Genomic DNA, 21,409 nt, shown 5'->3' with positions numbered 1-21,409 from the left:
CCCGATTACGCCGAGTCGGCAGTTGTTGACGCCCCAACCCCGCGACCCGGCACTTGTTGACGCCCCAACCCCCGCCGAGTCGGCAGTTGTTGACGCCCCAGCTCGCCGACCCGGCACTTGTTGACCAACTTTGGCGTCAACAACTGCCGACTCGGCGCCGCGTGTGCGCGAAAGTTGCGTCAGACGGCGAGGTCGGTGACAGCCCTGAGCCGGCGCGGAGCCGAGGCAGCCACCCGCTCGGTGACGAACTCGGCGACCAGGTCCACGGCCTTGCTGCTCTCGGGGAGCAGGTCGGCAAGCACCGGAAACGCGTGCACCTGACCCTCGAAGACGTGTGTGCGGACCGGTACGCCGACCGCAGTGAGCCGCTCGGTCATCAGCTCGGCGTCGAAGCGAAGGACCTCGTCGGCGGCGCAGGTGATCAGTGCCGGCGGCAACTTGGCGAGGTCGCGGTTCACGGGGGACATCGCCGGGTCGAGGATCGGCTTTCCGGTGACCATCCGCGCGATCGCGTCCAGGCGACGCGAGGGGATGTAGTGGTCGCGTCGGAAGTTGGGGTGGTTGCGACGCTCGGTGTTGTCGAACTCCAGCCAGGGCGAGAGACCGACGATGCCGGCCGGGTTGATGCCCTGCGCGGTGGCTTCGAGTGCGACCGCGAAGGCCAGGTGTCCGCCGGCGGAGTCCCCGGCGAGGACCAGCTCCTCGGCGCTGAAGCCGCGGCGGATCATCCAGTTCGTGGCGTCGACGCAGTCGGCGATGCTCTGGTCGACCAAACCTCGGCCGTGCTGCCGGTAGGCCACTGAGAGGACCGGCATGCCAGTCCGCAAGGAGAGCTGCTCGACGATCCGGCGGTGCGTGGCCAGTCCGCAGAAGAGGAAGGCGCCGCCGTGGAAGTAGACGATCGCGCCCTTGCCCGGACGACCACCGCGAGGCGTGACCAACTCGCCGGTCCAGCCATCACCGGCGACGCGCTCCAGACGCGTCGCCTTGTTCCGCGGCGCCAGCCCGGCGCCGAGCTCGACGCAGTGCAGCAGCGGCGTGAGCGGCCCGGTGGCGGGGAACAACGCGAACGCGGGGCGGGCGATGGTCTTTGCTGCCGCGCCGATGGCCAGGGACCTGACGCTGCGTCGGGCGTGGATCTTGATCATCTGCCTCACCTTCCACTGCCACGGAGCTTCGGACCGGCCATCAAGCGTTGGGCGAGCGTACGACGCGGGTATGGCCCACGTCACGTCTTTACCCAAAAGTCGGTCGCACAACCTTTTCCGACTTTTCCCAATGGTGGTGAGCGAAAGTCCCTCACTGGCCACATCCGTCGGCGTCGCCGCGATGGCCGTGAGCCATCGGGGCGGGCGTCAACAACTGCCGACTCGGCGCGATCCTAGGACCAGGGCAAAGGCCGAGGACTCCAGCCGGATGTGACCCGGATCACACCAAGCCGGGTGGATCTGGGGAATGATCCCACCTAGCGTGTAGTTGAAGATTTAACGAAGCCCAAAAAGACATCTATCCCAAGGAGCACCCACATGAGCATCTTCAGCCGCAAGAACAACGCCGCCGCCGCCGAGCCCGTCTTCGACGCCGGCACCACCGCCCTCTCCGACATCTCGGGCGACTACACCATCGACTCCAGCCACACCTACATCGGCTTCCAGGCCCGCCACGCGATGGTCACCACCGTCCGCGGCGCCTTCAAGGAGTTCCAGGGCACCGCAACCATCGACGCTGCGAACCCGAGCAACTCGAAGACCGAGCTCACCATCGCCGTTGACTCCGTTGACACCGGCTCCGCCGACCGCGACGGCCACCTGGCCAGCGAGGACTTCTTCGACGTCGCGAACCACCCGGCCATCACGTTCGCCTCGACCAAGGTCGAGAGCGACGGCGACGACTGGGCCGTCACCGGCGACCTGACCATCAAGGGCGTCACCAAGCCCGTCACGGTTCCCTTCGAGTTCACCGGCTCCGCCCAGGACCCGTTCGGCAACGTCCGCGTGGGCTTCGAGGGTGAGCTCGCCGTCAACCGCAAGGACTGGGGCCTCTCCTGGAACGCCGCGCTCGAGACCGGCGGCGTGCTCGTCTCCGAGAAGATCAAGCTCAAGTTCGACGTCTCGGCCATCAAGAACGCCTGAGTCTCCCTGCTCCACCCGTACGCCGACCCGCAGCCTGCGGGTCGGCGTACTGCATTTCCCACGGAAAACCGAGTGCGATCCGCAGACCGACGCCCCAGACTCAGGCGCATGGCGTTCCGACAGGCGCGGATGGAGGACCTGCCCGCACTTCAAGTGATCGAGGTCGCGGCCGGCGCCGTCTTCCGGACCGTCGGCATGGACGCGATCGCCGACGACGCCCCACCGCCGATCGCTGACCTGCTCGCCGCCCAGCACCTCGGACGGATCTGGGTGAGCGTCGACGCACAGGACAGACCCGTCGCCTACGTCATGGCGGAGGTCCTCGACGACACCGGCCACGTCGAGCAGGTCTCGGTGCACCCCGATCACGCACGCCAAGGCTTGGGTCGAGACCTGATCGAGGTCGTGGCCACCTGGGCCCGCGGGTTCGGCCTCACTGCGCTCACGTTGACGACGTACGCCGAGGTGCCATGGAACGCCCCCTACTACGAGCGCCTGGGCTTCGAGGTCGTGGCCGACGACCACGCCACCGAAGCACTCCGCACGATCCGTGACCATGAAGCCGCACGCGGTCTCGACGCCTGGCCCCGGGTCACCATGCGACGCGACCTGCGGGACGACCTGCGGGCCACCGTCGAGCAGTCCGGAGAAAAGCAGGGTGCGCGTCGGCAGGAATCCTCGGACAATCAGGACATGAATCTTCCGGCCGGCCTGACCACCAGACCCCTCACACTCGCCGACGCGACCGCCGTCACCGCCGTGATGGCTGCCGAGGAGCTTGCCGACACGGGCACCGTGGCCATCGAGGAAGCCGACATCGTCGCCGACTGGCAACGCCCCAGCTTCGACATCTCCACCGCCACCATCGGCGTCTTCGACGGGCCACGCCTCCTCGGCTATGCCGAGCACTCCGGCCACGATCGTGGCGACACCGCGGTGGACCCCGGCGTCCACGGCCGCGGGATCGGCACCTTCCTGGCCCAATGGCTTGAGGACCGATGCCGCTCGGCCGGAGCCGCGGTGATCGGCATGCCGGTGCCGCTGGGCTCTCCCGCAGACCGGTTCCTGGCCGAGCGCGGGTACGTCGTCCGCTGGACGTCGTGGATTCTCGTGCTGCCTCCGGGTGCCTCGATCCCCGAGCGCCCGTTGCCCGAGGGCCATGTCCTGCGTGACGCCCTGGACGAGGACCTCCGAGACGCCTGGACCGTCCTCGAGGACGCCTTCCTGGAGTGGTCGGAGCGGCCACGCGAACCGTTCGAGGACTTCCTCGCCTCCGTCGTGGACCGACCCGGACACCAGCCGTGGAACCTGCGGGTGCTGGTCGGGCCGGATGGCGAGATCGTCGGCGCCTGCCACATCGTGCTCGCCGACGACTGCGGCTACGTGAACCGGATCGCCGTACGCAAGGGCAACAGGGGCCTCGGACTGGCCCAAGCGATGCTCGCCGATGCCTTCGAGCACTCCCGCGCCCATGGCGCCACCCGCTCCGAGCTGAGCACCGACTCACGCACCGGTGCACTGGGGCTCTACGAGAAGGTCGGCATGGTCGTCTCGTCGACCTGGGTGAATCGGGCGCTCACGCTCTGACTGGGTGTCGAGCAGTCGAGCCGATCAGGCAATGACCTCGTCGACCCAGGCGGGAACGAGCTCGCCGGCCAATCCGTGGCGGGCCTCGTCGAAGAACGCCGTACCGTCGCTGGGAACCAGGTTGAGCTCGAGCGTCTTGGCGCCGCACGCCTTGGCCATCTGCACGAAGCCGGCGGCCGGGTAGACCGCGCCCGAGGTGCCGACCGAGACGAACAGGTCCGCACGCATGAGCGCCGCCTGGATCCGACCCATCTCATAGGGGATCTCCCCGAACCAGACCACGTCCGGCCTGAGCTCGGAGACCCCGCACCGCGGACAAGGCGGGAAGTCACTGAGCTCCTTGTGCCACGGCGTACGGCCGGTGCACGCGCGGCAGAGTGCCGAGAGCAGCTCACCGTGCATGTGCACCACGTCGTGGGCTCCGCCGCGCTCGTGCAGGTCGTCGATGTTCTGGGTGACCAGGGTCAGGTCCGACCCGAGCAGCTCACTGAGCCGGCCGAGCGCCACGTGGGCGGGGTTCGGCTCGACCTTCGACAGGAACGCTCGCCGTTCGTCATAGAACTTCTGCACGAACGACGGGCGTGCGTCATATGCCTCCGGCGTCGCCACGTCCTCGACGTTGTGTCCCTCCCAGAGACCGTCGGAGTCACGGAAGGTGGGCACGCCACTCTCCGCCGAGATGCCGGCGCCGGTCAGGACCACGATCTTCACCCCGACACCCTAAGCGGCGACAGTGGCGGCGGTGACGCGGCCCACAGGTTCACCACCCGGTCGTAGGGTGGAGAGATTCCTGATCCGGGGGGCAACGGGCCGTGGCGAACCCACAGCGCTCGGGCACCACGCAAGTCGGCGTCAGGTGAATGTCCATGCAGCATCCCCCCTGAGTGAGGAAGTCTCATGTGTCGCGTTCTTGCCTACATCGGTCCGGAGATCCCGCTGGCCAGCCTGCTGACAGAACCGGCCAACAGCCTGATCAACCAGTCCCTTGATCCCGAGGCTCATCCCGACCTCCAGCTGGCGGGCTGGGGCTTCGGCGCATGGGGCGAGCACCTGCTGAACCCCGAGGCGCCGCTGCTCTATCACCGGCCGATGGCGGCGTTCTATGACGACAACGTCGACGGGTTGATTCCCAGCCTCCAGATCAACACGATGCTGGCTCACGTCAGGGCGGCCGCCTACAACTCGAAGACGGTTCTGGCCGACGAGAACTGCCACCCCTACTCGTACGCCGGGACTGACTGGATCATTGCCCAGAACGGCGATCTGACGCACTGGATGATCCTGCAGCGGGAGCTGTTGCAGCACTGCAAGGACGAGTTCCTCAAGCAGATGCGGGGCACGACCGACACCGAGTTCCTCTACGTTCTCCTGCTGTCCCTGCTCGAAGGGGACAGCGACGAGGACGTGCAGCGCGCCTTCGAGAGGATGCTGGAGCTCATCGTCGATGCGAGGAAGAAGCTCGACCTGATGGAGCTGACCAAGCTGAAGATCGCGCTGGTCGCTCCCAACCGGATCATCGGGGTCAACTTCGGTCTGGGGCACAACGGCGAGCCCGAGCCGGAGGGCGACTGGCGCGAGCTGCGCACGGCCGAGCCCGGAACCCCGGAGCTGGCTCTCGGCATGCTCCTGGAGCCGATGTACCTGCTGGTCGGACGCAACTTCGCGGAGCACGAGTCGTCGTACAACGTGGACGTGACCTCCGCCGAGGAGGCCACCTCGGTGATCTTTGCCTCCGAGCCGCTGACGGAGGAGACCGACTGCTGGCTGCAGCTGGAGTTCGGCGAGATCGTGTTCGTCGAGAAGAACGGCGACGACATCACGATGCAGGTCAACAAGCTGAAGACGTAGGGCGCTGGGCCCGGGCTTGGCGTGCGGCGCCCCGGGCTGCAGGTCAGTAGTACCAGGGGAAGCCGGGCACGCTCAGCGGTCGTCGTTGATCAATGACGGCGTTGTGGGGCTGACCTGCGAAAACGTGTTTGGCGGCGTTGGTCGTTGACGGTCTCCGACGATCCTCCTGCCACGTTTTTGCCACGCATCACACCGTCCCCAGCGTCCTACTCCGTCGCCTTGAGGTAGAGCTCGACTCGGTCGCTCATCCACGTTGGGACGCCGGTTCCGAAGAAGTCGTTGTCCTCGGTCCAGACCGGGCAGTCCAGAGCCATCGCTGTCGCCAAGATCGGCCAATCGTCGGGGTCGCGCCGCTCGATGCGCGCCAAGGCGGCCGCACGGTGCGCCGCGTAAACCTCGGCCTCGACCTCGTCGACATTCCGAGAAACGGCCTCGAGGAGCTCGAGCGCCGCTGCGACCGCCTCGTCGTCCCCACCACGCTTGCACACGATGTCAGGTAGGTGCCGCTGGGCATCGGAGAACGCAACGTCGGGCGAGAAGAAGGCAGCGTGCTCGATGTGGGTTTCGATGATCTGGCGAACGCGGCGCCCGAGCACAGCGCGTATGAGGATGTTCGCGTCGAGGACCAGTCGCCGCTCCTGTGCCACTACGCCTTCTTCTTGGCCTCGCGTCGGAGCTGCTTGAAGTCCTCGACCGCCGCGTCGACGTCGTCGTCACTGAGCTTGAGCAGCGCGTCGAGCTTCTCGCCGGCCGCACGGAGAGCTGCGGCATCGGCCGCGCGGTCCTCCTTGACTGGGATGAAGTAGCCGACCGTGCGCCCGTGACGCGTCACGGCAACAGGCGCGTCAGCGTCCACGAAGTCGGACAGCCCCGCCCGGAATTCCCGGATCCCCACGTGCGTCGCGGTCATCACGCCTCCTCGATTGTGTAACCAATGTGTACACAATACCACGTGCTGTTGGCCGCGTCATCGCTCCTCGCGCGCCGCCAGACGCCCATCGATCCGACTACTCGAGCGCGAACGCAACCTGCACCTTGAGCTCGGTCAAGAAGCAGTCCCCGTCTTGCGTCAGGGTGCCAATACCAGGGATCACAAGCGTCATGCTCGAACGATTCCACAATCTGCACTCACGACTGTCAGGTCTCGTCCCAAGCGACGCAGTCAGGGCGGCGCCCAGAGTCCGCGAACTCCATCAGCGCGGCGACTGCCAGCTCACGACCGATCAGCACACTGCTAGGCAGCTCGGTCTCCTGGCCGTCGTACGCGAAGTCAATCCGCTCATCTGCCGATCCCGTTCCTCGACTCTGGAAGTAGGGCGGCTCGGCAGACTCCCAGAACATGACGCACGATTCATCAGCTCCAAGGCCGATGGCGAAGAAGTGCCCTCGCTCGTTCGTGAAGCCGACCAGAACTCGACCCGAGTCGTCGTTCGACTCAATCTCGCCGCAGAGCGCTCTGGCTTCATCACCAGTCGCAACATCACGCTCGCCAGACCAGCCAGCGTACGTTCCCCAGTTGGCGCAGCACCGGCTCATGCTCCCGCACGCCCGATGAATCCGCATGAACCCGTTGCGCCGAATCCAACCCAGCAATCCGACCTCAGCGGACGCTCGATCGCGATTCTTGCCACGCATCTGCCACGCACGGGCACCCATTAGGCCTCTGACCTGCACAAACGCGCCGAATCAGTAGTACCAGGGGAACTCCGACCAGTCCGGCTCACGCTTCTCGAGGAACTGGTCACGCCCCTCCACGGCCTCATCAGTCATGTACGCCAACCTCGTGGTCTCGCCGGCGAAGAGCTGCTGGCCGACCAGGCCGTCGTCAATCAGGTTGAACGAGTACTTCAGCATCCGCTGCGCGGTCGGGGACTTGGCGTTGATCTTGCGACCCCACTCGAGCGCTTCCTTCTCCAGGTCCGCGTGCGCGACGACCTTGTTCACCGCACCCATCGCGTGCATGTCCTCGGCGGAGTGGACGTCGCCCAGGAAGAAGATCTCGCGGGCGAACTTCTGCCCGACCTGGCGGGCGAGGTACGCCGAGCCGAAGCCGCCGTCGAACGACCCGACGTCCGCGTCGGTCTGCTTGAACTGCGCGTGCTCGCGCGAGGCCAGCGTCAGGTCGCACACCACGTGCAGGGAGTGGCCGCCGCCGGCTGCCCAGCCGTTGACCAGGCAGATCACGACCTTGGGCATGAACCGGATCAGCCGTTGCACCTCGAGGATGTGCAGCCGGCCCAGCTTGGCCTTGTCGATCGGGCTGGGCTCCTCCGCCCCGGTGTCGGTGCCACCAGCAGCGCCGGCCTCGTACTGATAGCCCGCACGCCCTCGGATCCGCTGGTCGCCACCGGTGCAGAACGCCCACTTGTCACTCTTGGCCGACGGGCCGTTGCCGGTGAGCAGCACGCATCCGACATCAGCCGACATCCGCGCGTGCTCCATGACGCGCAGCAGCTCGTCCACGGTGTGTGGCCGGAACGCGTTGAGCACGTCGGGCCGGTCGAAGGCGACCCGGACCGTCCCGTGCGCCTTGGCCCGGTGATAGGTCAGGTCAGTCAGGTCCTCGAAGCCGGGGACCACGTCCCAAGCCTCGGCATCGAAGATTTCGGAGACTCCGTCGATCGCACTCATGGGCGCAGGCTATCGGGCGCTGGAATTGCTGCGCGCCCCGTGCTGTTGTTGAAGACATGACACTTCAAGGAGAGTACGAGCCGAGTGCGGCCGAATGGGTCCGCAACCAGGTCGCAGCCTACGAGGCCTCCGGCGGCAAGGAAGCCAACACGATCATGGACGACCGTCCGATCGTGGTGATCACCTCACGCGGCCACAAGTCCGGGAAGCTCCGCAAGAATCCGGTCATGCGCGTCGAGCACGAGGGCGTCTATGCCGCAGTCGCCTCGAAGGGTGGCGACCCCGAGCACCCCGAGTGGTTCCACAACTTCACCGCCGACCCCCACGTCGACCTCCAGGACGGCCCGGAGCCGCACTCGTACGTCGCCCGCCTGGCCACCGCGCAGGAGCGCGAGGAGTGGTGGCTGCGCGCCGTCGAAGCGTTCCCGCCCTATGCGGAATACAAGGAGAAGACCGACCGCGAGATCCCGGTCTTCCTGCTCGAACGAGCCTGAGGCACCTCAGGACCGAGAGATCGACAGCGCCAGGCCGATCAGGTGAGTGAGCCTGGCCAACTCCGAGTCGAGGATCTCCGGTCCACCTCGTCGGCCGAGCAGCACGATCTGGTCGTCGCCCAACGGTGCGGCGGCGACCAGGTTGTTCTCGTCCCCGGACTCGACCAGCACGGCGCGCTCGACGTCGTACCACTCGATCTTCTCCGGAGCCGCCGGCGTCGCATGCCGGAGCTCACCGGCTCCGTCGTCGGCGCGGCGTACGAGTGCGCCCCAGTCGGCGCGGAAGGTCATCGGGAGCAGGTCGATGAGTCGGTTGATCGCACCCGCCGGGTTCGCGGTGAGCTCCTCGACAGCCTCGAGGTCGAGGAACAGGTTCCCGCCGGCCGCATAGCGCGAGATCCAGATGACCCGCACCCCGTCGAGGGTCGTGCAGGCGGACACGATCGAGTCCGGCATCATCCCCGGCGCCATGTCCAGCAGCACGTCGTCGACCGCGGTGCCGTCGGCGCGGTGCTCGATGATCTCGATCGCCTCGATGTCTCCCCCCGCCTCACCGATGGCGGAGGCGAGACGACCCAGTGACCCGGGCACGTCGGGAAGTTCGACGCGAAGCAGAAACGGCATGCGATCGACTCTAGTCGTCCCGTGTTACGCGCGGATGTCGCTTCCGAAGGGCAGCTCCGCGAGCACCTCGTGCCGAGGCCGACGTCTCGGGCCCTCACCGAGGTGGGAGGCGAAGAGGGTGAGCGACTCGGCCCTCCACACGGGCCCGGAGTAGGTGTCGAGCAGGCGCACCCAGTTGGAGACCTCGTCCGGCCAGCTCAGCCGGCCCATGGTCAGGTGGGCCCGGAACCGGCCACCGTCGGGCCGGGCACCCGCGGCGTTGGCAGCGGCGCGGGTCGACTGAGCCAGCGCGTCAACCTGCTCCACCGCGCCCGCGACCCCGCACCAGACCACCTTCGCGCGTGCCGCGTCCGGGAACGCGCCACCGCCATGAAGCGACAACTCGAACGGCGTACGTCGTGCCGCGACGTCGGCAAGCCGGTCCACGAGGTCCTCGACCCGCCACTGGGCCACGTCGGCCATGAAGGCCAGCGTCAGGTGCCACTGCTCCGGCGGGGCGAGACGGAACGGTGCCGCCGCACGCCGCGGTTCTAGGAACTCGTCGAGGTCCTCGATCGCGTCGGTCGACGGCACCAGTGCCGCGAAGAGCCTCACAGGCCCAGGTCGCGCCCGATCAGTTCCTTCATGATCTCGTTCGAGCCGGCCCAGATCTTGGAGACCCGGGCATCGCGCCAGGCCCGAGCCACGCGATATTCGTTCATGAAGCCATAGCCACCGTGCAGCTGGACGCAGTGGTCGAGGATCTCGTTCTGGACCTGCGAGGACCACCACTTGGCCTTGGCCGCGTCGACGGCGGAGAGCTCACCCTTGTCGTGGGCGACCACGCACTGGTCGATGTAGGACTCGGTGACCTCGATCTGGGTGAACAGCTCGGCCAGCAGGAACTTGTTGTGCTGGAACGACCCGATGCCCTGGCCGAAGGCCTGACGGTCCTTGGAGTACTGCAACGTCTCCACGAGGATCTGCTTGGCGTGCGCCACGTTGGAAATCGCGCAGCCGAGACGCTCCTGGGGAAGCTTCTGCATCATGTGGATGAAGCCGCCGTCGAGCTCACCGATGATGTGGTCGTCGCCGAGCCGGACGTTCTCGAAGAAGAGCTCGGCAGTGTCGGACTCGTCCTGGCCGACCTTGTCCAGCTTGCGGCCGCGGCTGAAGCCCTCGGCGTCCGAGGGGATCGCGAACAGGGTGATGCCGCGGGCCTTCTTCTCCGGGCTGGTGCGCACCGCGGTGATGACCAGGTCGGCCGAGTAGCCGTTGGTGATGAAGGTCTTGGAGCCGTTGATGACCCAGTCGTCGCCGTCGCGCACGGCGGTGGTCTTCAGTGCCGCGAGGTCCGAGCCACCGGACGGCTCGGTCATACCGATCGCCAGCAGGATCTCGCCGGATGCGACGCCGGGGAGCCACTTCTTCTTCTGCTCCTCGGTGCCCAGCTCCACGAGGTAGGGCGCGGTGATGTCGGCGTGGATGCCGGTGCAGGAGCCGAGCGCGGCGTTGACCTTGCTGAGCTCCTCGAAGAAGACCGCGTTGAAGCGGTAGTCGCCCGCGCCGGAGCCGCCGTACTCCTCGGGGATCTCGAGGCCGAGGAAGCCCTGGCGGCCTGCGGCCAGCCAGTAGTCGCGAGGCAGCGCCTTCTCGGCGGCGTGCGACTCGACGTGGGGAATCACCTCGCGATCGAGGAACTCACGCACCGAGGAGCGGAAGGATTCGTGGTCTGCGTCGTAGATCGTGCGCTTCATGTACCCAAGAGTAACCGTCGTTCGGTCACCCCGACGGAACACCTGTGCAGGTGCGCGAATCACTCTGCGACACTTCTCGCTGCACACGCCGGGGCGGTTGCTCGGCGCTCGATCAAGAACATGGGGTTGGACCGATTCGCGCACGACTGATCACCGCGATCATGCTGCTCGCCGTGGCCGCGGCATGGGCGTTCCCCCAGGACACCGGCACCCAGAGCACCGGCTTGCGCGACACCGGCTCGCACATCACCGGCTCGACCGACAGCTCGACCACGCTCACGATCGCCGCGACGAAGGCCCAAGCCCCGACTGCTCGCCTGTCCTGGACCGAGCTCCCCGCCCCAGAGGCTCCGCAGGCGAGCCCGGCCGCGCGGAGAGTCGACTGCAGCCAGGAGCGCTGCGTCGCGCTGACCTTCGACGACGGCCCCGGCCCGCACACCAAGCGCCTCTTGAGGATCCTCGAGCAGTACGACGCCCGCGCGACGTTCTTCCTGGTCGGCAAGATGGTCCACGCTCACCCGTGGGTGGCGCGGCGGATCGCGGACGCCGGACACGAGGTCGGCGTACACAGCTGGAGTCACCCGGACCTGCGCAACCTGACCGCCCAGCAGGTCCGTGCGCAGCTGGTCCGGACCCGACGCATCATCGAGCAGACCACCGGGGACCGGCCGGTGCTGAGCAGGCCGCCCTACGGAGCCAGCTCCGAGCGGGTGCGCGCCGAACACAGGCGCGCCGACCTCGCCGAGATCCTGTGGACGGTCGACCCCACGGACTGGAAGCACCGCAACGCCCGCGTCGTACGCCGATCCGTCGAGCGCGACCTGCGCCGCAACAGCATCGTGCTGTTGCACGACATCCGACCGACCACGGTCGATGCGATTCCGGCGCTGCTGCGTCACCTGGAGCGGCGCCGGATCACCCTGGTCACGGTCAGCGAGCTGCTCGGTGAGACGCAGCCGGGAGTGACCTACGGACGACCCGACTGGTCACCGCAGATGCAGCGCGACCTGCGCTGAACCGATGAGCCGTCCGGGTCCGGAAGGCCCGGAGCTCAGCCGCCGAGGTTGCTCAGGTCGACCCATTCACCGTCGCCGGGCAACTCCACCTCGATCGGTTCGTTGAACTTCGAGAAGTGGAACTCGCCGGGTTCGTCACCGCCCTCCACCTTCATCTTCACGATCCGGTGCGGCGCACTCACGCTGACCCACATCCGGGTGGTGTCACCGTCGTCGTCGCCATCGCCACTCAACTCGACGACCTCGACCCCGTCGACGGTCGAGACGGCACCGACGGTGGTGGTCCCGTCCGCGTCGCTGCTCTCGAACTCGTCGAGCAGCCCGTCCAGGTCGCACACGTCGCTGAATCCGTCGTCGCTGCCTGCCGCGGTCCGGACCCACTTGTCGCCGAGAATCTTGAGCACGGGTTCTGCCTGCTCCTCGCTTCCGGCGGACTGGATCCAGAACGCGCGGTCGCCCTTCATGAAGGAGTGCGTGGTGTCGCCCTTGATGTCGGCGCGACCACCGCCCATGCTCAGGCTGCCGTCGCAGTTCGAGTCACGGTCCATGCTCATCACCATCGTCATCGAGGAGCCGTCGTTGATGAGGTCTGCCGAGACCCTCACCGACTCGACCTCCGCCATCGCGGCCGTCACCAGCTTCTGGATCTCCTGGCTCGACTTGCCCTCGAACGGGTTGTCCCCGTTGCCGGTGCTCTCGACGCCGGCGGGCTTGCCGACGACTGCACCACCGCTGTCACCGCAACCGGCGAGGAAGGCGAGGGAGATCCCGACGGCGGCAAGGCCGGTGAGGGTGCGACGCGACACGTGAGGCTCTTCTCTGCTTTGCGACGGGAGCGAATCTGGAGTTGAGGCTACCCAGTGAGCCTGCCGATCACACGTCGGCCGACCGGGAGATCCGCTCCCGCAGCCCGCTGGCGCGCCGCACCTGACGCTCAAGCGCCTGCCTCACGACCGCCTCGTCACCGGCGATCGTGACCTTCTCCTCTGCCCTGGTCACCGCGGTGTAGAAGAGCTCCCGGGTCAGCAGCCGGGATTCCTCGTCGGGCATCAGCACGGTGATCTCGCGCGCCTGGCTCCCCTGCGCCTTGTGGATCGTCATCGCATGCAGGGTCTGTACGTCGCTGAGCCGGGAGGGCGCGAAGTCGCGGATGCCGGCGGTGGTCGCGATGGCCACCCGGAGCTCCCCGTCCTTCATCACCGCGATTCCGGTGTCGCCGTTGAAGATGCCGAGGCCGTAGTCGTTGGCGGTGACCAGGATCGGACGTCCCGGATACCAGGTGTCCCAGAGTGGATCCCCGGTCTCGTCACTGATCCAGCGCTCGACCTGGCGGTTCCACCAGTTCACCCCGCGGGGGCCCTCGCGGTGGGCGCACAGGAGGCGATGTTGCTCGAGGAGCTCGAGTGCTCCGGTCACGTCCCCGGCGGCCGCGGCCGCTCGCAGATCGAGGGCTCGGTCGAGGAGGCGCCGGTGCAGTGCCGACTCGATGTCGTCGTCCTCGATGAACTCCAGCTTCGGGTCACCGCTGCGCAGGTTCGCCAGCGCCCCGACGGCGTCACCGAGCCGGATCGACTCGGCGAGTCCACCGATGGCCGGACCGAACCGGTGCGAGGTGCGCAGCGTGGCGAGCTTGATGTCGGGCCGCTCTGCCAGGCCCTCGACGAGGTCCGAGAGCACCGCGCCGGCGTCGATCGAGGCCAGCTGGAACGGGTCACCGACCAGCAGCAGCCGGGTCTCGGGACGCAGGGACTCGAGCAGTCTGGCCATCATCGTCAGCGACAACATCGAGGACTCGTCGACGACGACGATGTCCTGGGCCAGGCGGTTCTCGCGGTTGTGCCGGAAACGGGTCGAGCTGTCGGGCCGGCTGCCGAGCAACCGGTGCAGGGTCATCGGGCGCAGGTCGCCCAGACGCGCTCGGTCGGTCTCGTCCCAGTGCTGCATGGTGTCGGTGACGGCCTCGTTGAGCCGAGCGGCCGCCTTGCCCGTGGGAGCAGTGAGCGCGATCCGCAGAGGACGCTGGTCGGTCGTGGCGGCGTGCTCGCAGAGCAGGGCCAGGACGGCGGCAACCGTCGAGGTCTTGCCGGTTCCCGGGCCACCGGTGAGCACGGTCGTGCCCTGGTTGACGGCGATCGCGGTCGCGGCGCGCTGCTCCTCCCAACCCGAGGCGGGGAAGAGGCGGTCGAGGCCGGCCTGGAGCAGCTCGGGATCCACCGGGTCGACCGGGCGTGCGATCCGGGACAACAGGTCGTCGCGGACCTGGCCCTCCTCTCGCCAGTAGCGGTCGAGGAAGACCAGGTCTCCCTCGACGTGGAGGATCGCCGGGTCCGCAGCCAGCGGGCTGGCGGCCAGCCGGGCCGCCAGGTCGGCGGGCACAGCGTGACCGGCGAGCTCGTCGGACAGCGTCCTCAGGTCGAGGCAGGTCGACCCGGACCGTAGTGCGCGGACCACCATCGCCAATGCGAGCAACAGCTCCTGGTCGTCCTCTCCGGTCAGGGCGCCGGCACGGAGGGCGACGTGTACGTCGGAGGCGTCCAGGACGTCCGCGGCGTTGAGCGTGGCCAGCAGTCCGGTGGCGCCGAGGGCCCGGCCGGCGGCCAGGTCGTCGACGGTGTCGAGTGCGCTCATCGCTGCTCCGATCGGTCGAGGAGGTCGGAGAGCGCCACCACCAGGTCGGCGGGGACCTTCCAGCTGAACACGCCTGCAGGCACGTCGTTGACCCTCGGAGTCTCAGGCCCGCACATGCCGCGCAGGTAGAGATAGAGGACCCCGCCCAGGTGCTGTTCCGGGTGATAACCGGGGAGTCGCCAGCGCAGATAGCGGTGCAGGACCACGCTGTAGACCAACGCCTGCAGCGGATAGTCGGAGTGCAGCATCGCCTCGTCGAGTCGGGCGGGCAGGTAGTCGTCGGCGCTCAGCTCTCCCTCGGGGTCGCCGAGCCGGTTGGTCTTGTAGTCGACGACGACGAAGCGCGGCCCGGTGGGGCCGGGGATCCGGAGCACGACGTCGATCGACCCGGAGAGATAGCCGCGCAGCGTCTGGCCACCCAGGGACGGGTCGGCCAGGCGGTTGGCGTAGGCCCGCATCGGGTCGTCGGCGTCGAGGTGCTCGAGGAGCAGCGGTGCCATCTCGCCCAGCAACAGGTCACCGGCCTCGGCGCCGGCCAGGTCGCCCCCGGCCAGCGGGATCTCGAAGTCGAGCTCACGCAGCCGGTCACGGATCGGGATCCGGCGCAGGGTCAGGTCGTCGGCCAACGGCCCCAGGGGCGTGTCGTGCAACGGGATCAGCCCTTCGACCAGGTCGTCCTCGGGGACCGTCACCGCCCAGTACGACGCCTCGCTGTGCATGTGCTCGCGCAGCTCGGTGGCCAGGTCTGCGGCGTCGGGATCGGTCCGCTCCAGGACGGCATGGACCAACGAGCCGAATGCGGCCCCGGCCGGCAGGCCGGCCATCGGTGAGGTGGGCGAGGCGCTCACCCGATCGACGGATGAGGCGGCGGAGTCGGTCCCTGGCGCGCCGTCGCCCTCAGGGCCGGCGGCTGATTCAGGAATCGGGTTGATCGCCTCGTCGTCCTTGCCACCCTCGGCCGGCTCGCTGCCGACACCACCGACCTGCTGCTCCGCCGAACGCACCAGGGCGGAGTAGGAGGTACGACGCCAATCGGTGTCCACGCGCCGGGTGAAGGAGCGTACGGCGAGGACGTCGGGCAGCTCGGGAGGCGACGGGGCCGGGGCCTCGACCACGACGGCGGGCTCGACAACCGGGCCGCCCCGGGCAGCCCAGGCATCGAAGATCGCCTTCACCTCGTCCTCGCTGTGCTTGGGCTCAACCCTGTCCGGCACCAGCTGCTGGTCCGGACGACGGCCACGCAGCAACCGCGAGATGCCACCGTTGGGCTCGTCCCACGACGGTGACCACCACGCCACCACCTGGGACTGCGCCCGGGTGAGAGCGACGTACGTCAGTCGGATGTCATCGCCGGCCATCTCGGCGCGCCCGGACGCGGCGTTGGCCGCGAACCCCGGACCCCCCTTGCCACCGATGTCGAGGCAGCGCCTGCGGTCGCGATGGAACAGGACGAGCTCACGGTCCTGGACGTTGCGGTTGAACGAGAACGGCAGATAGACGATCGGGTACTGCAGTCCCTTGCTCACCCAGACGGTCATGATCTGGACCGCAGCGGCGTCACTGTCGAGGCGGCGGCTGCGCTCGGTCGAGCGGCGGGCGCCGTTGCACTCCTGGGTGACCCACTCGAGCAGGGCAGGCAGGCCCATCCGCTCACGGTGCGCGGTCTCGTGGAGGACCTCGGCAAGGTGGGCGAGGTCGGTCATCTGCCGCTCGCCACCGCGCCAGGCCAGCACCCGCTCCGACATCCCGGCGACCTGGGCGGCCTCGAAGACGGCCGCTGCCCCGCGCTCGCGCAGGTGGTCGGCCCATGCCCGCAGCGTGTTGCCGATCCGGTCGGTCAGCTCGTCACCACCGCGGTGCAGGCTCTCGGCGGTCTCACCGAAGAACATCGTGGTGGCCGCGGCGCGCACCAGCCCCGAGCGGTGCGGCTGGTCCATCGCCCGGAGCAGGCTGAGCCAGTCCTCGGCCGCTTCGGAGGAGAAGATGTCGGCATCACCGGTGTAGACGGCCGGGATCCCGGCCGTCGCCAACGCCTCGCGGCAGACCCGGGCATCTGCGTGCTTCTCGACGATCACCGCGATGTCACCGGCCCGCACCGGACGCCCGTCCCAGCGGGCGCTCGGGTCGGCAAGCAGGGCGGCGATGTCGCCTGCCAGGTCGCGGGCGATGTGCTCGCGGAGTATGTCGATCGGAATCGTCTTGGCGGGACTGATCCCGAACAGGGCACGGCCGGCGACCCGGAGCCGGAACGGCGCATCGTGGCCCTCACGCACCAGCCGTCGTTCTTCGTGGTGCGCCTCGACGGGCCGGACCACGATCTCCTCGTGCCCCAGTGCCGCCGAACCCAGGACCACTTGGAGCGTGTCGACCAGGGCCTTGTCGCTGCGCCAGTTGGTGCCCAGCGTGCGCTTGTCCTCGGTGGTCCCCGCGGCCCTGAGGTAGGTGTCGATGTCGCCGCCACGGAACGCATAGATCGCCTGCTTGGGGTCACCGATGAGGACCAGCGTCGAGTGTCCGTTGAAGGCCCGGTCCAGCACGTCCCACTGCACCGGGTCGGTGTCCTGGAACTCGTCGACCATTACGATGCTCCACCTGTTCCGCATCCGCTCCCGGGCCGGCGCCTGCTCGTCCTCGAGCGCGGCGGCGAGCCTGGTGAGCAGGTCGTCGTAGCCGAGGATCCCGAGTCGTCGCTTGCGCCGTTCGAGCTCGTCGAGGACGTCGCGGGCGAACTGGACCCGGACCGCGGCGGGTGAGCCCTCCGGGGCATCGGTCGGGACCAGCTCGGTGTGCGGGTTCCCGGCGACCGCGCGGGCGATGGCCAGTGCGTCGGCGCGGGTCAGCTTCGGCTTGTCGGCTGCTTTCCCGAACCGGGCGAGGTAGAGGTCGTCGACGACTTCGGTGATCAGGTCGTCCAGGTCGTCGACCAGACTCACCCCGGCGTCGCTGTCACCGGCGACACCGAGGGAGCGCAGCACCAGCTGGCAGAACTGGTGGGTGGTGGCGATGGTGGCCGAGTCGAAGCCGGCCAAGGCAGTCCGCAGCCTGCGTCGCCGCGTCTCGACCTCGGTGGTGTCACCCTCGCCGAGGCGGGACAGGAGGTCGGTGGCCAACACGTGTGCCGGGTCGGCCAGCCGGGCGCCGAGTTCGCGCTCGGCCAGCACCAGCTGCTCGCGGACCCGTTCACGCAGCTCCTGGCTGGCCGCACGACCGAAGGTGATCAGCAGCATCTCGTCGAGCTTTGCCACGCCCTCCGCGACGTAGCGGGTGACCAGTCCGGCCAGGGTGTAGGTCTTGCCGGTCCCGGCGCTCGCCTCGAGCACCACCGTCGATCCGGCAGCGGGAAGCGGGTCGAGCAGGTCGAAAGGCTGCATCACAGGCTCCCCTTCTCGAACTGGAACAGCGGCGACCACAGGCGCTCCGCCATCTCGCCGAGCTCCGGGAGGAGGGCGTCGATGGCCGCATAGGGGCCCCACACGCGCACGTGCGCCGGGTCAGCGTCCTCGCCCTCGTACCGCTTCGTCTTCCACTTGCCGTCCGCTTCCCGGATCGGCATCCCGCCGGTGCGGGCGGCATTGGCCCAGGCGTGGGAAGTCTTCAGCGGCAGTGGCAAGGGTCGGCGCCGCCCCTCGTCGTAGAGCGCGACCAGGTCCGCCAGCAGCGCGGGTGCGCGTTCGTCGAGCGGGCCGAGCAGCAAGGTCTGCGGCTGGGTGCCTCGGGCACGTCGACCGATCACCAGCGCGGTCCAGTTGCGGTCCGGGTCGGCGGTGCTCAGGGCGAGCAGCTGGATCCAGGCGAGCAGGGTCTGCTTCGGGCCCAGCCGGGAATAGCCGACCGAGACCAGCCGGTCGCCGTACACCCGCGGGATGGTGCCGCTCAGCCGGCGGCCTCCCGGCAGCGCCGCGTCGACGTCGATGCTTCGACCGGGGACCTGGCGGTGCGTCAGCGCCAGCATCGCCAGGGCCATCGCCTGCTCACGGATCTCCCCCGCGGTGCGCCAGCCGAGCTGCCCCGGTGGGAGCGTCCCGCGCCGCCACTCGAGCTGTTGGGCCCGGTCGGGATGGATGCCGTCGAGCATGTCCGCCAGCATCCGGTCGCCGACCGCCCAGCTCTCGAGGGCGTCGATCGCCACCGGCATCGCGTCGGGCACCGGGTCGGACTCCCACGGAAGCGAGACGTCGAGCGCGGAGAAGAATCCCTTCACCGGGTGCCGGAAGAACCGGGTCAGGTCGTCGAGGCCGACGTCGTCGACCAGCGGGACCGAGAGCGGATGGTCGAGGAAGCCGGGGCGCCCGGGGCGCTGGGCACCAGCAGCCCGGGCGGCGACCAGGGCGGTGCGGTCGAACGTGAACGGCTGGTCCGGTACGCCGAGCCGGCCGGGCTCGAGGTTCTTCGGGTCGAACGGCTGCAGCGGGTGCTGGATCACGATCGAGGTGCGCACGGGCTGATCGGTGGTGCGGTCGAGTGCGTCCAGAAGCTCGCCGAGCGGGACGGCCGGGGGCCGGGGCTGGCCGGTGTGCTCGTTGGCGCCCGTGTAGGTGATCACGAGGCGCTCTCCTGCCGCCATCACGGCGTCGAGGAGCAGCTGGCGGTCCTCGCTGCGCACGTCGCGCTCGCCGGTGAACGGGCGCCGGGCCAGCACGTCGTCGCCGTCGGCCAGTCCCGTGCGCGGGAACACCCCGTCGTCGAGTCCCAGCAGGCAGACCACGCGGTGCGGGACCGAACGCATCGGAACCATCGTGCAGACCGTCAGCGTGCCGGTGCGGAAGTTGGCCCGGGTCGGGCGGCCGGCCAGGTGCCGGTCCAGCAGGGAGCGGACGTCGGCGAGCCGCAGCGGCGTCTCCGCGAGTGATCCCGCGTCGCGCAGGACGTCGGCGAACTCGCGCTGCAGCTGCCCGCTCTGCCAGGCGTCGTCACGGTCGACGCGGGTGAGCGCCTGGGTGCCGTCGGTCAGGGCCGTCATCCACTCGGACAGGGGTCGCGTGCCCACCAACAGGTCGGTGGCCCTGCGGAGCCTGTCGACGAACTCGGCGAGCCGACCGGCCAGCTCCACCCGGTTGCTGCTCACGTCGTCGAGCGGAAGCGTCGCATCGAACCAGGCCTCGGCGTCGGCCGAGACGGCGACACCGGTGAGCACCCGGTCGAGACCGAACTGCCAGGTGTTCTGCACGACGTCGCCGAGTCCGAAGGCGCTGCGGTGCTCCTTGTCGAAGGACCACCGGATGCCGGCCTCGCGCACCCAGCCGGTGAGCGCGGCCAGGTCGTCGTCGCTGAACCCGAAGCGTTGCCGCACCGGCTCCACCTGGGCCAGGTCGAGCACCTCGCTGGCCGTCGTACGACCGCCGGCGAGGTCGAGCAGGGTCGCCGCCACGCCGAGCAGGGCGTTGGTCTGGGTCAGCGCACGGTCGGCGAGACGGACCCGCAGCGTGTGGGCGGGGTGTCCGCCCTCGACCACGTCGCCCAGCCCGAACGCCGCGGTGATCAATGGCGCATAGGTCTCGATGTCGGGGCACATCACCAGCACGTCGCGCGGCTCGAGCGTCGGGTCCTCCTCGAGCATCGCCAGCAACGTCTCGCGCAGCACCTGGACCTGGCGGGCGGGGCCGTGGCAGGAGTGGACGCTGACGCTGCGGTCGCCCTCGCGCAGCGTGCGGCCGGCACCGGGACGCGGTCCCAGGTGGTCGTCGCGCAGGTCGCCCTGGAGCCAGTGCAGCAGGTCGTCGGGCGCTTCGGCGGCGCGGGGCAGGTGCTCGTGGCGGGCCTCGGTGAGCGACAACAGGCCCTGGAGCTCGCGTACGTCGCGACCGAGGGTGGTCAGCAGCGGATGCTCGACCAGGAAGTGGGTCTCGTCGCGGCTGCGCTCGATCGAGCCCCTCTGTTCGCCGGCGAGCCGGTCCCACAGCGCCGGGCTCGGGTGCGGCAGCCAGAGGTGTACGTCGTGGTGCCCGGCCAGGGCCTCGAGCAGCGAGACCTCCGACTCGGGGATGCGGGTGTGACCGAACAGGTTGATCCGTGCCGGGAGGTCGAACGACGCCGGGTCCTCGGCGAGCCTGGTGATCACGTCGGCGAGTCGCTCGTGCGGCGCAGGCGCGTCGATCCGCTCAGTGACCCGTCGCCACAGCTCGGGTTGCCAGCACAGGTCCGCGTCGAGCTCGCCTCCACGGCCGTCCGACTCCGGGCGGTCACTCCCTGCGGACCAGTCGGCCAGCAGCAGCGGCCGCTGGACGGCGTACGCACTGAACAGGCGGGCCACTCGTGAGGCGACCGCATGGCGTCGGCCGCGCCGCAGCTCGGCCTCGTCGCCGGTGTGGAAGTGCCCCAGGTGCTCGGCGACCGTGCGGAACCAGGTCTCGTCGAGACACTCGTCCATGCAGGCCAGCAGTGGCCAGACCAGCGCGTCCGCGGCCCAGGGATCCTCGTGGGTGGCGCCGAGGACCTCGGCCACCAGGGACCGTGGCGAGGGGAAGTCGATCCCGGCGCAGAGACCGTCGCGACCCGACGCTCCGGTGCCGAGCCGGTGGGAGAGCCGCTGGCTCAGCCAGCGCTCCACACCACGTGCCGGCACCACGACGAGCTCCTCGGCGAACGGGTCGTCGGCCGGCTGTGCCAGCAGCGCCGCAAGCCCGTCGGCGAGCAGGTCGGTGCGCTCCGCGCGATGGATCCAGAGGGTCACGGGGACACCTTTGCACGATCCACCGACAACCTCAGCGGGATCT

General features: G+C 68.9%; 18 protein-coding genes. 5 read left to right on the top strand and 13 right to left on the bottom strand.

The window, feature by feature from the left end; translation table 11 throughout:
• Positions 1–179: 179 nt before the first annotated feature.
• Positions 180–1,148 carry an alpha/beta hydrolase gene (locus tag BJ980_RS12680; protein ID WP_179502624.1) on the bottom strand — a complete coding sequence of 323 codons (969 nt, stop codon included), beginning with the start codon at positions 1,146–1,148 and terminating at the stop codon, positions 180–182.
• A 378-nt stretch (positions 1,149–1,526) separates the two neighbouring features.
• Between BJ980_RS12680 and BJ980_RS12675 the strand changes: the two genes are divergently transcribed.
• Together BJ980_RS12675 and BJ980_RS19035 are read left to right on the top strand one after the other, a co-directional pair.
• Positions 1,527–2,132, top strand: coding sequence for a YceI family protein (locus tag BJ980_RS12675; RefSeq protein WP_179502623.1), 606 nt, complete (start codon positions 1,527–1,529; stop codon positions 2,130–2,132).
• Positions 2,133–2,240: 108 nt separating this feature from the next.
• Positions 2,241–3,719, top strand: a complete 1,479-nt coding sequence (locus tag BJ980_RS19035; protein WP_246279966.1) for a GNAT family N-acetyltransferase — start codon at positions 2,241–2,243, stop codon at positions 3,717–3,719.
• A gap of 24 nt (positions 3,720–3,743) precedes the next feature.
• Here BJ980_RS19035 and BJ980_RS12660 read toward each other — a convergent pair whose 3' ends face one another.
• Complete coding sequence (locus BJ980_RS12660) at positions 3,744–4,430, bottom strand: Sir2 family NAD-dependent protein deacetylase (RefSeq protein ID WP_179502622.1); 687 nt, start codon at positions 4,428–4,430, stop codon at positions 3,744–3,746.
• Positions 4,431–4,616: 186 nt separating this feature from the next.
• Here BJ980_RS12660 and BJ980_RS12655 point away from each other — a divergent pair, with 186 nt between their 5' ends.
• Positions 4,617–5,567, top strand: coding sequence for a class II glutamine amidotransferase (locus BJ980_RS12655; RefSeq protein WP_179502621.1), 951 nt, complete (start codon positions 4,617–4,619; stop codon positions 5,565–5,567).
• 206 nt (positions 5,568–5,773) lie between these two features.
• Here BJ980_RS12655 and BJ980_RS12650 read toward each other — a convergent pair whose 3' ends face one another.
• The 4 genes from BJ980_RS12650 to BJ980_RS12635 form a co-directional block, all read right to left on the bottom strand.
• Positions 5,774–6,214 carry a PIN domain-containing protein gene (locus BJ980_RS12650; RefSeq protein ID WP_179502620.1) on the bottom strand — a complete coding sequence of 147 codons (441 nt, stop codon included), beginning with the start codon at positions 6,212–6,214 and terminating at the stop codon, positions 5,774–5,776.
• The gene (locus BJ980_RS12645) at positions 6,214–6,477 is read right to left on the bottom strand and encodes a type II toxin-antitoxin system Phd/YefM family antitoxin (RefSeq protein WP_179502619.1); all 264 of its coding nucleotides are present in this window, start codon (positions 6,475–6,477) and stop codon (positions 6,214–6,216) included. The genes BJ980_RS12650 and BJ980_RS12645 overlap by 1 nt, the downstream gene beginning before the upstream one ends.
• Before the next feature lie 227 nt (positions 6,478–6,704).
• Positions 6,705–7,103, bottom strand: coding sequence for an Imm1 family immunity protein (locus tag BJ980_RS12640; protein ID WP_246280282.1), 399 nt, complete (start codon positions 7,101–7,103; stop codon positions 6,705–6,707).
• Between the two features lie 150 nt (positions 7,104–7,253).
• Positions 7,254–8,198 (bottom strand): 1,4-dihydroxy-2-naphthoyl-CoA synthase, encoded by a 945-nt coding sequence (locus tag BJ980_RS12635; protein WP_179502617.1) that lies wholly within the window; start codon positions 8,196–8,198, stop codon positions 7,254–7,256.
• A gap of 56 nt (positions 8,199–8,254) precedes the next feature.
• On the opposite strand from BJ980_RS12635, the gene BJ980_RS12630 reads away from it, so the two are divergent.
• A complete protein-coding gene (locus BJ980_RS12630) occupies positions 8,255–8,692 on the top strand; it encodes a nitroreductase family deazaflavin-dependent oxidoreductase (protein WP_179502616.1) in 438 nt (145 codons plus the stop codon).
• A gap of 6 nt (positions 8,693–8,698) precedes the next feature.
• Here the strand turns inward: BJ980_RS12630 and BJ980_RS12625 are convergent, their stop codons facing one another.
• From BJ980_RS12625 to BJ980_RS12615, 3 genes are read right to left on the bottom strand one after another with little or no spacing between them, the layout of a single operon-like run.
• On the bottom strand, positions 8,699–9,316 hold the full coding sequence (locus tag BJ980_RS12625) for an ACT domain-containing protein (protein ID WP_179502615.1): 618 nt from the start codon (positions 9,314–9,316) through the stop codon (positions 8,699–8,701).
• A gap of 24 nt (positions 9,317–9,340) precedes the next feature.
• Positions 9,341–9,910 (bottom strand): RNA 2',3'-cyclic phosphodiesterase, encoded by a 570-nt coding sequence (gene thpR / locus BJ980_RS12620; protein WP_179502614.1) that lies wholly within the window; start codon positions 9,908–9,910, stop codon positions 9,341–9,343.
• Complete coding sequence (locus tag BJ980_RS12615; RefSeq protein ID WP_179502613.1) at positions 9,907–11,052, bottom strand: acyl-CoA dehydrogenase family protein; 1,146 nt, start codon at positions 11,050–11,052, stop codon at positions 9,907–9,909. The genes thpR and BJ980_RS12615 overlap by 4 nt, the downstream gene beginning before the upstream one ends.
• Before the next feature lie 161 nt (positions 11,053–11,213).
• Here BJ980_RS12615 and BJ980_RS12610 point away from each other — a divergent pair, with 161 nt between their 5' ends.
• Positions 11,214–12,068, top strand: coding sequence for a polysaccharide deacetylase family protein (locus BJ980_RS12610; protein ID WP_179502612.1), 855 nt, complete (start codon positions 11,214–11,216; stop codon positions 12,066–12,068).
• A gap of 35 nt (positions 12,069–12,103) precedes the next feature.
• Here BJ980_RS12610 and BJ980_RS12605 read toward each other — a convergent pair whose 3' ends face one another.
• The 4 genes from BJ980_RS12605 to recC all read right to left on the bottom strand — a co-directional run bounded on the left by BJ980_RS12605 (position 12,104) and on the right by recC (position 21,366).
• On the bottom strand, positions 12,104–12,874 hold the full coding sequence (locus BJ980_RS12605) for a hypothetical protein (RefSeq protein ID WP_179502611.1): 771 nt from the start codon (positions 12,872–12,874) through the stop codon (positions 12,104–12,106).
• 67 nt (positions 12,875–12,941) lie between these two features.
• A complete protein-coding gene (gene recD / locus BJ980_RS12600; RefSeq protein ID WP_179502610.1) occupies positions 12,942–14,696 on the bottom strand; it encodes an exodeoxyribonuclease V subunit alpha in 1,755 nt (584 codons plus the stop codon).
• Positions 14,693–18,067 carry a UvrD-helicase domain-containing protein gene (locus tag BJ980_RS12595; protein WP_179502609.1) on the bottom strand — a complete coding sequence of 1,125 codons (3,375 nt, stop codon included), beginning with the start codon at positions 18,065–18,067 and terminating at the stop codon, positions 14,693–14,695. Before BJ980_RS12595 ends, recD begins: the two co-directional genes overlap by 4 nt.
• Positions 18,067–21,366 (bottom strand): exodeoxyribonuclease V subunit gamma, encoded by a 3,300-nt coding sequence (gene recC / locus BJ980_RS12590; RefSeq protein ID WP_179502608.1) that lies wholly within the window; start codon positions 21,364–21,366, stop codon positions 18,067–18,069. The genes BJ980_RS12595 and recC overlap by 1 nt, the downstream gene beginning before the upstream one ends.
• Positions 21,367–21,409: the final 43 nt, after the last annotated feature.

It is taken from the genome of Nocardioides daedukensis, assembly GCF_013408415.1.
GTDB lineage: Bacteria > Actinomycetota > Actinomycetes > Propionibacteriales > Nocardioidaceae > Nocardioides > Nocardioides daedukensis.
This window is presented reverse-complemented; position numbering and strand designations above follow the sequence as displayed.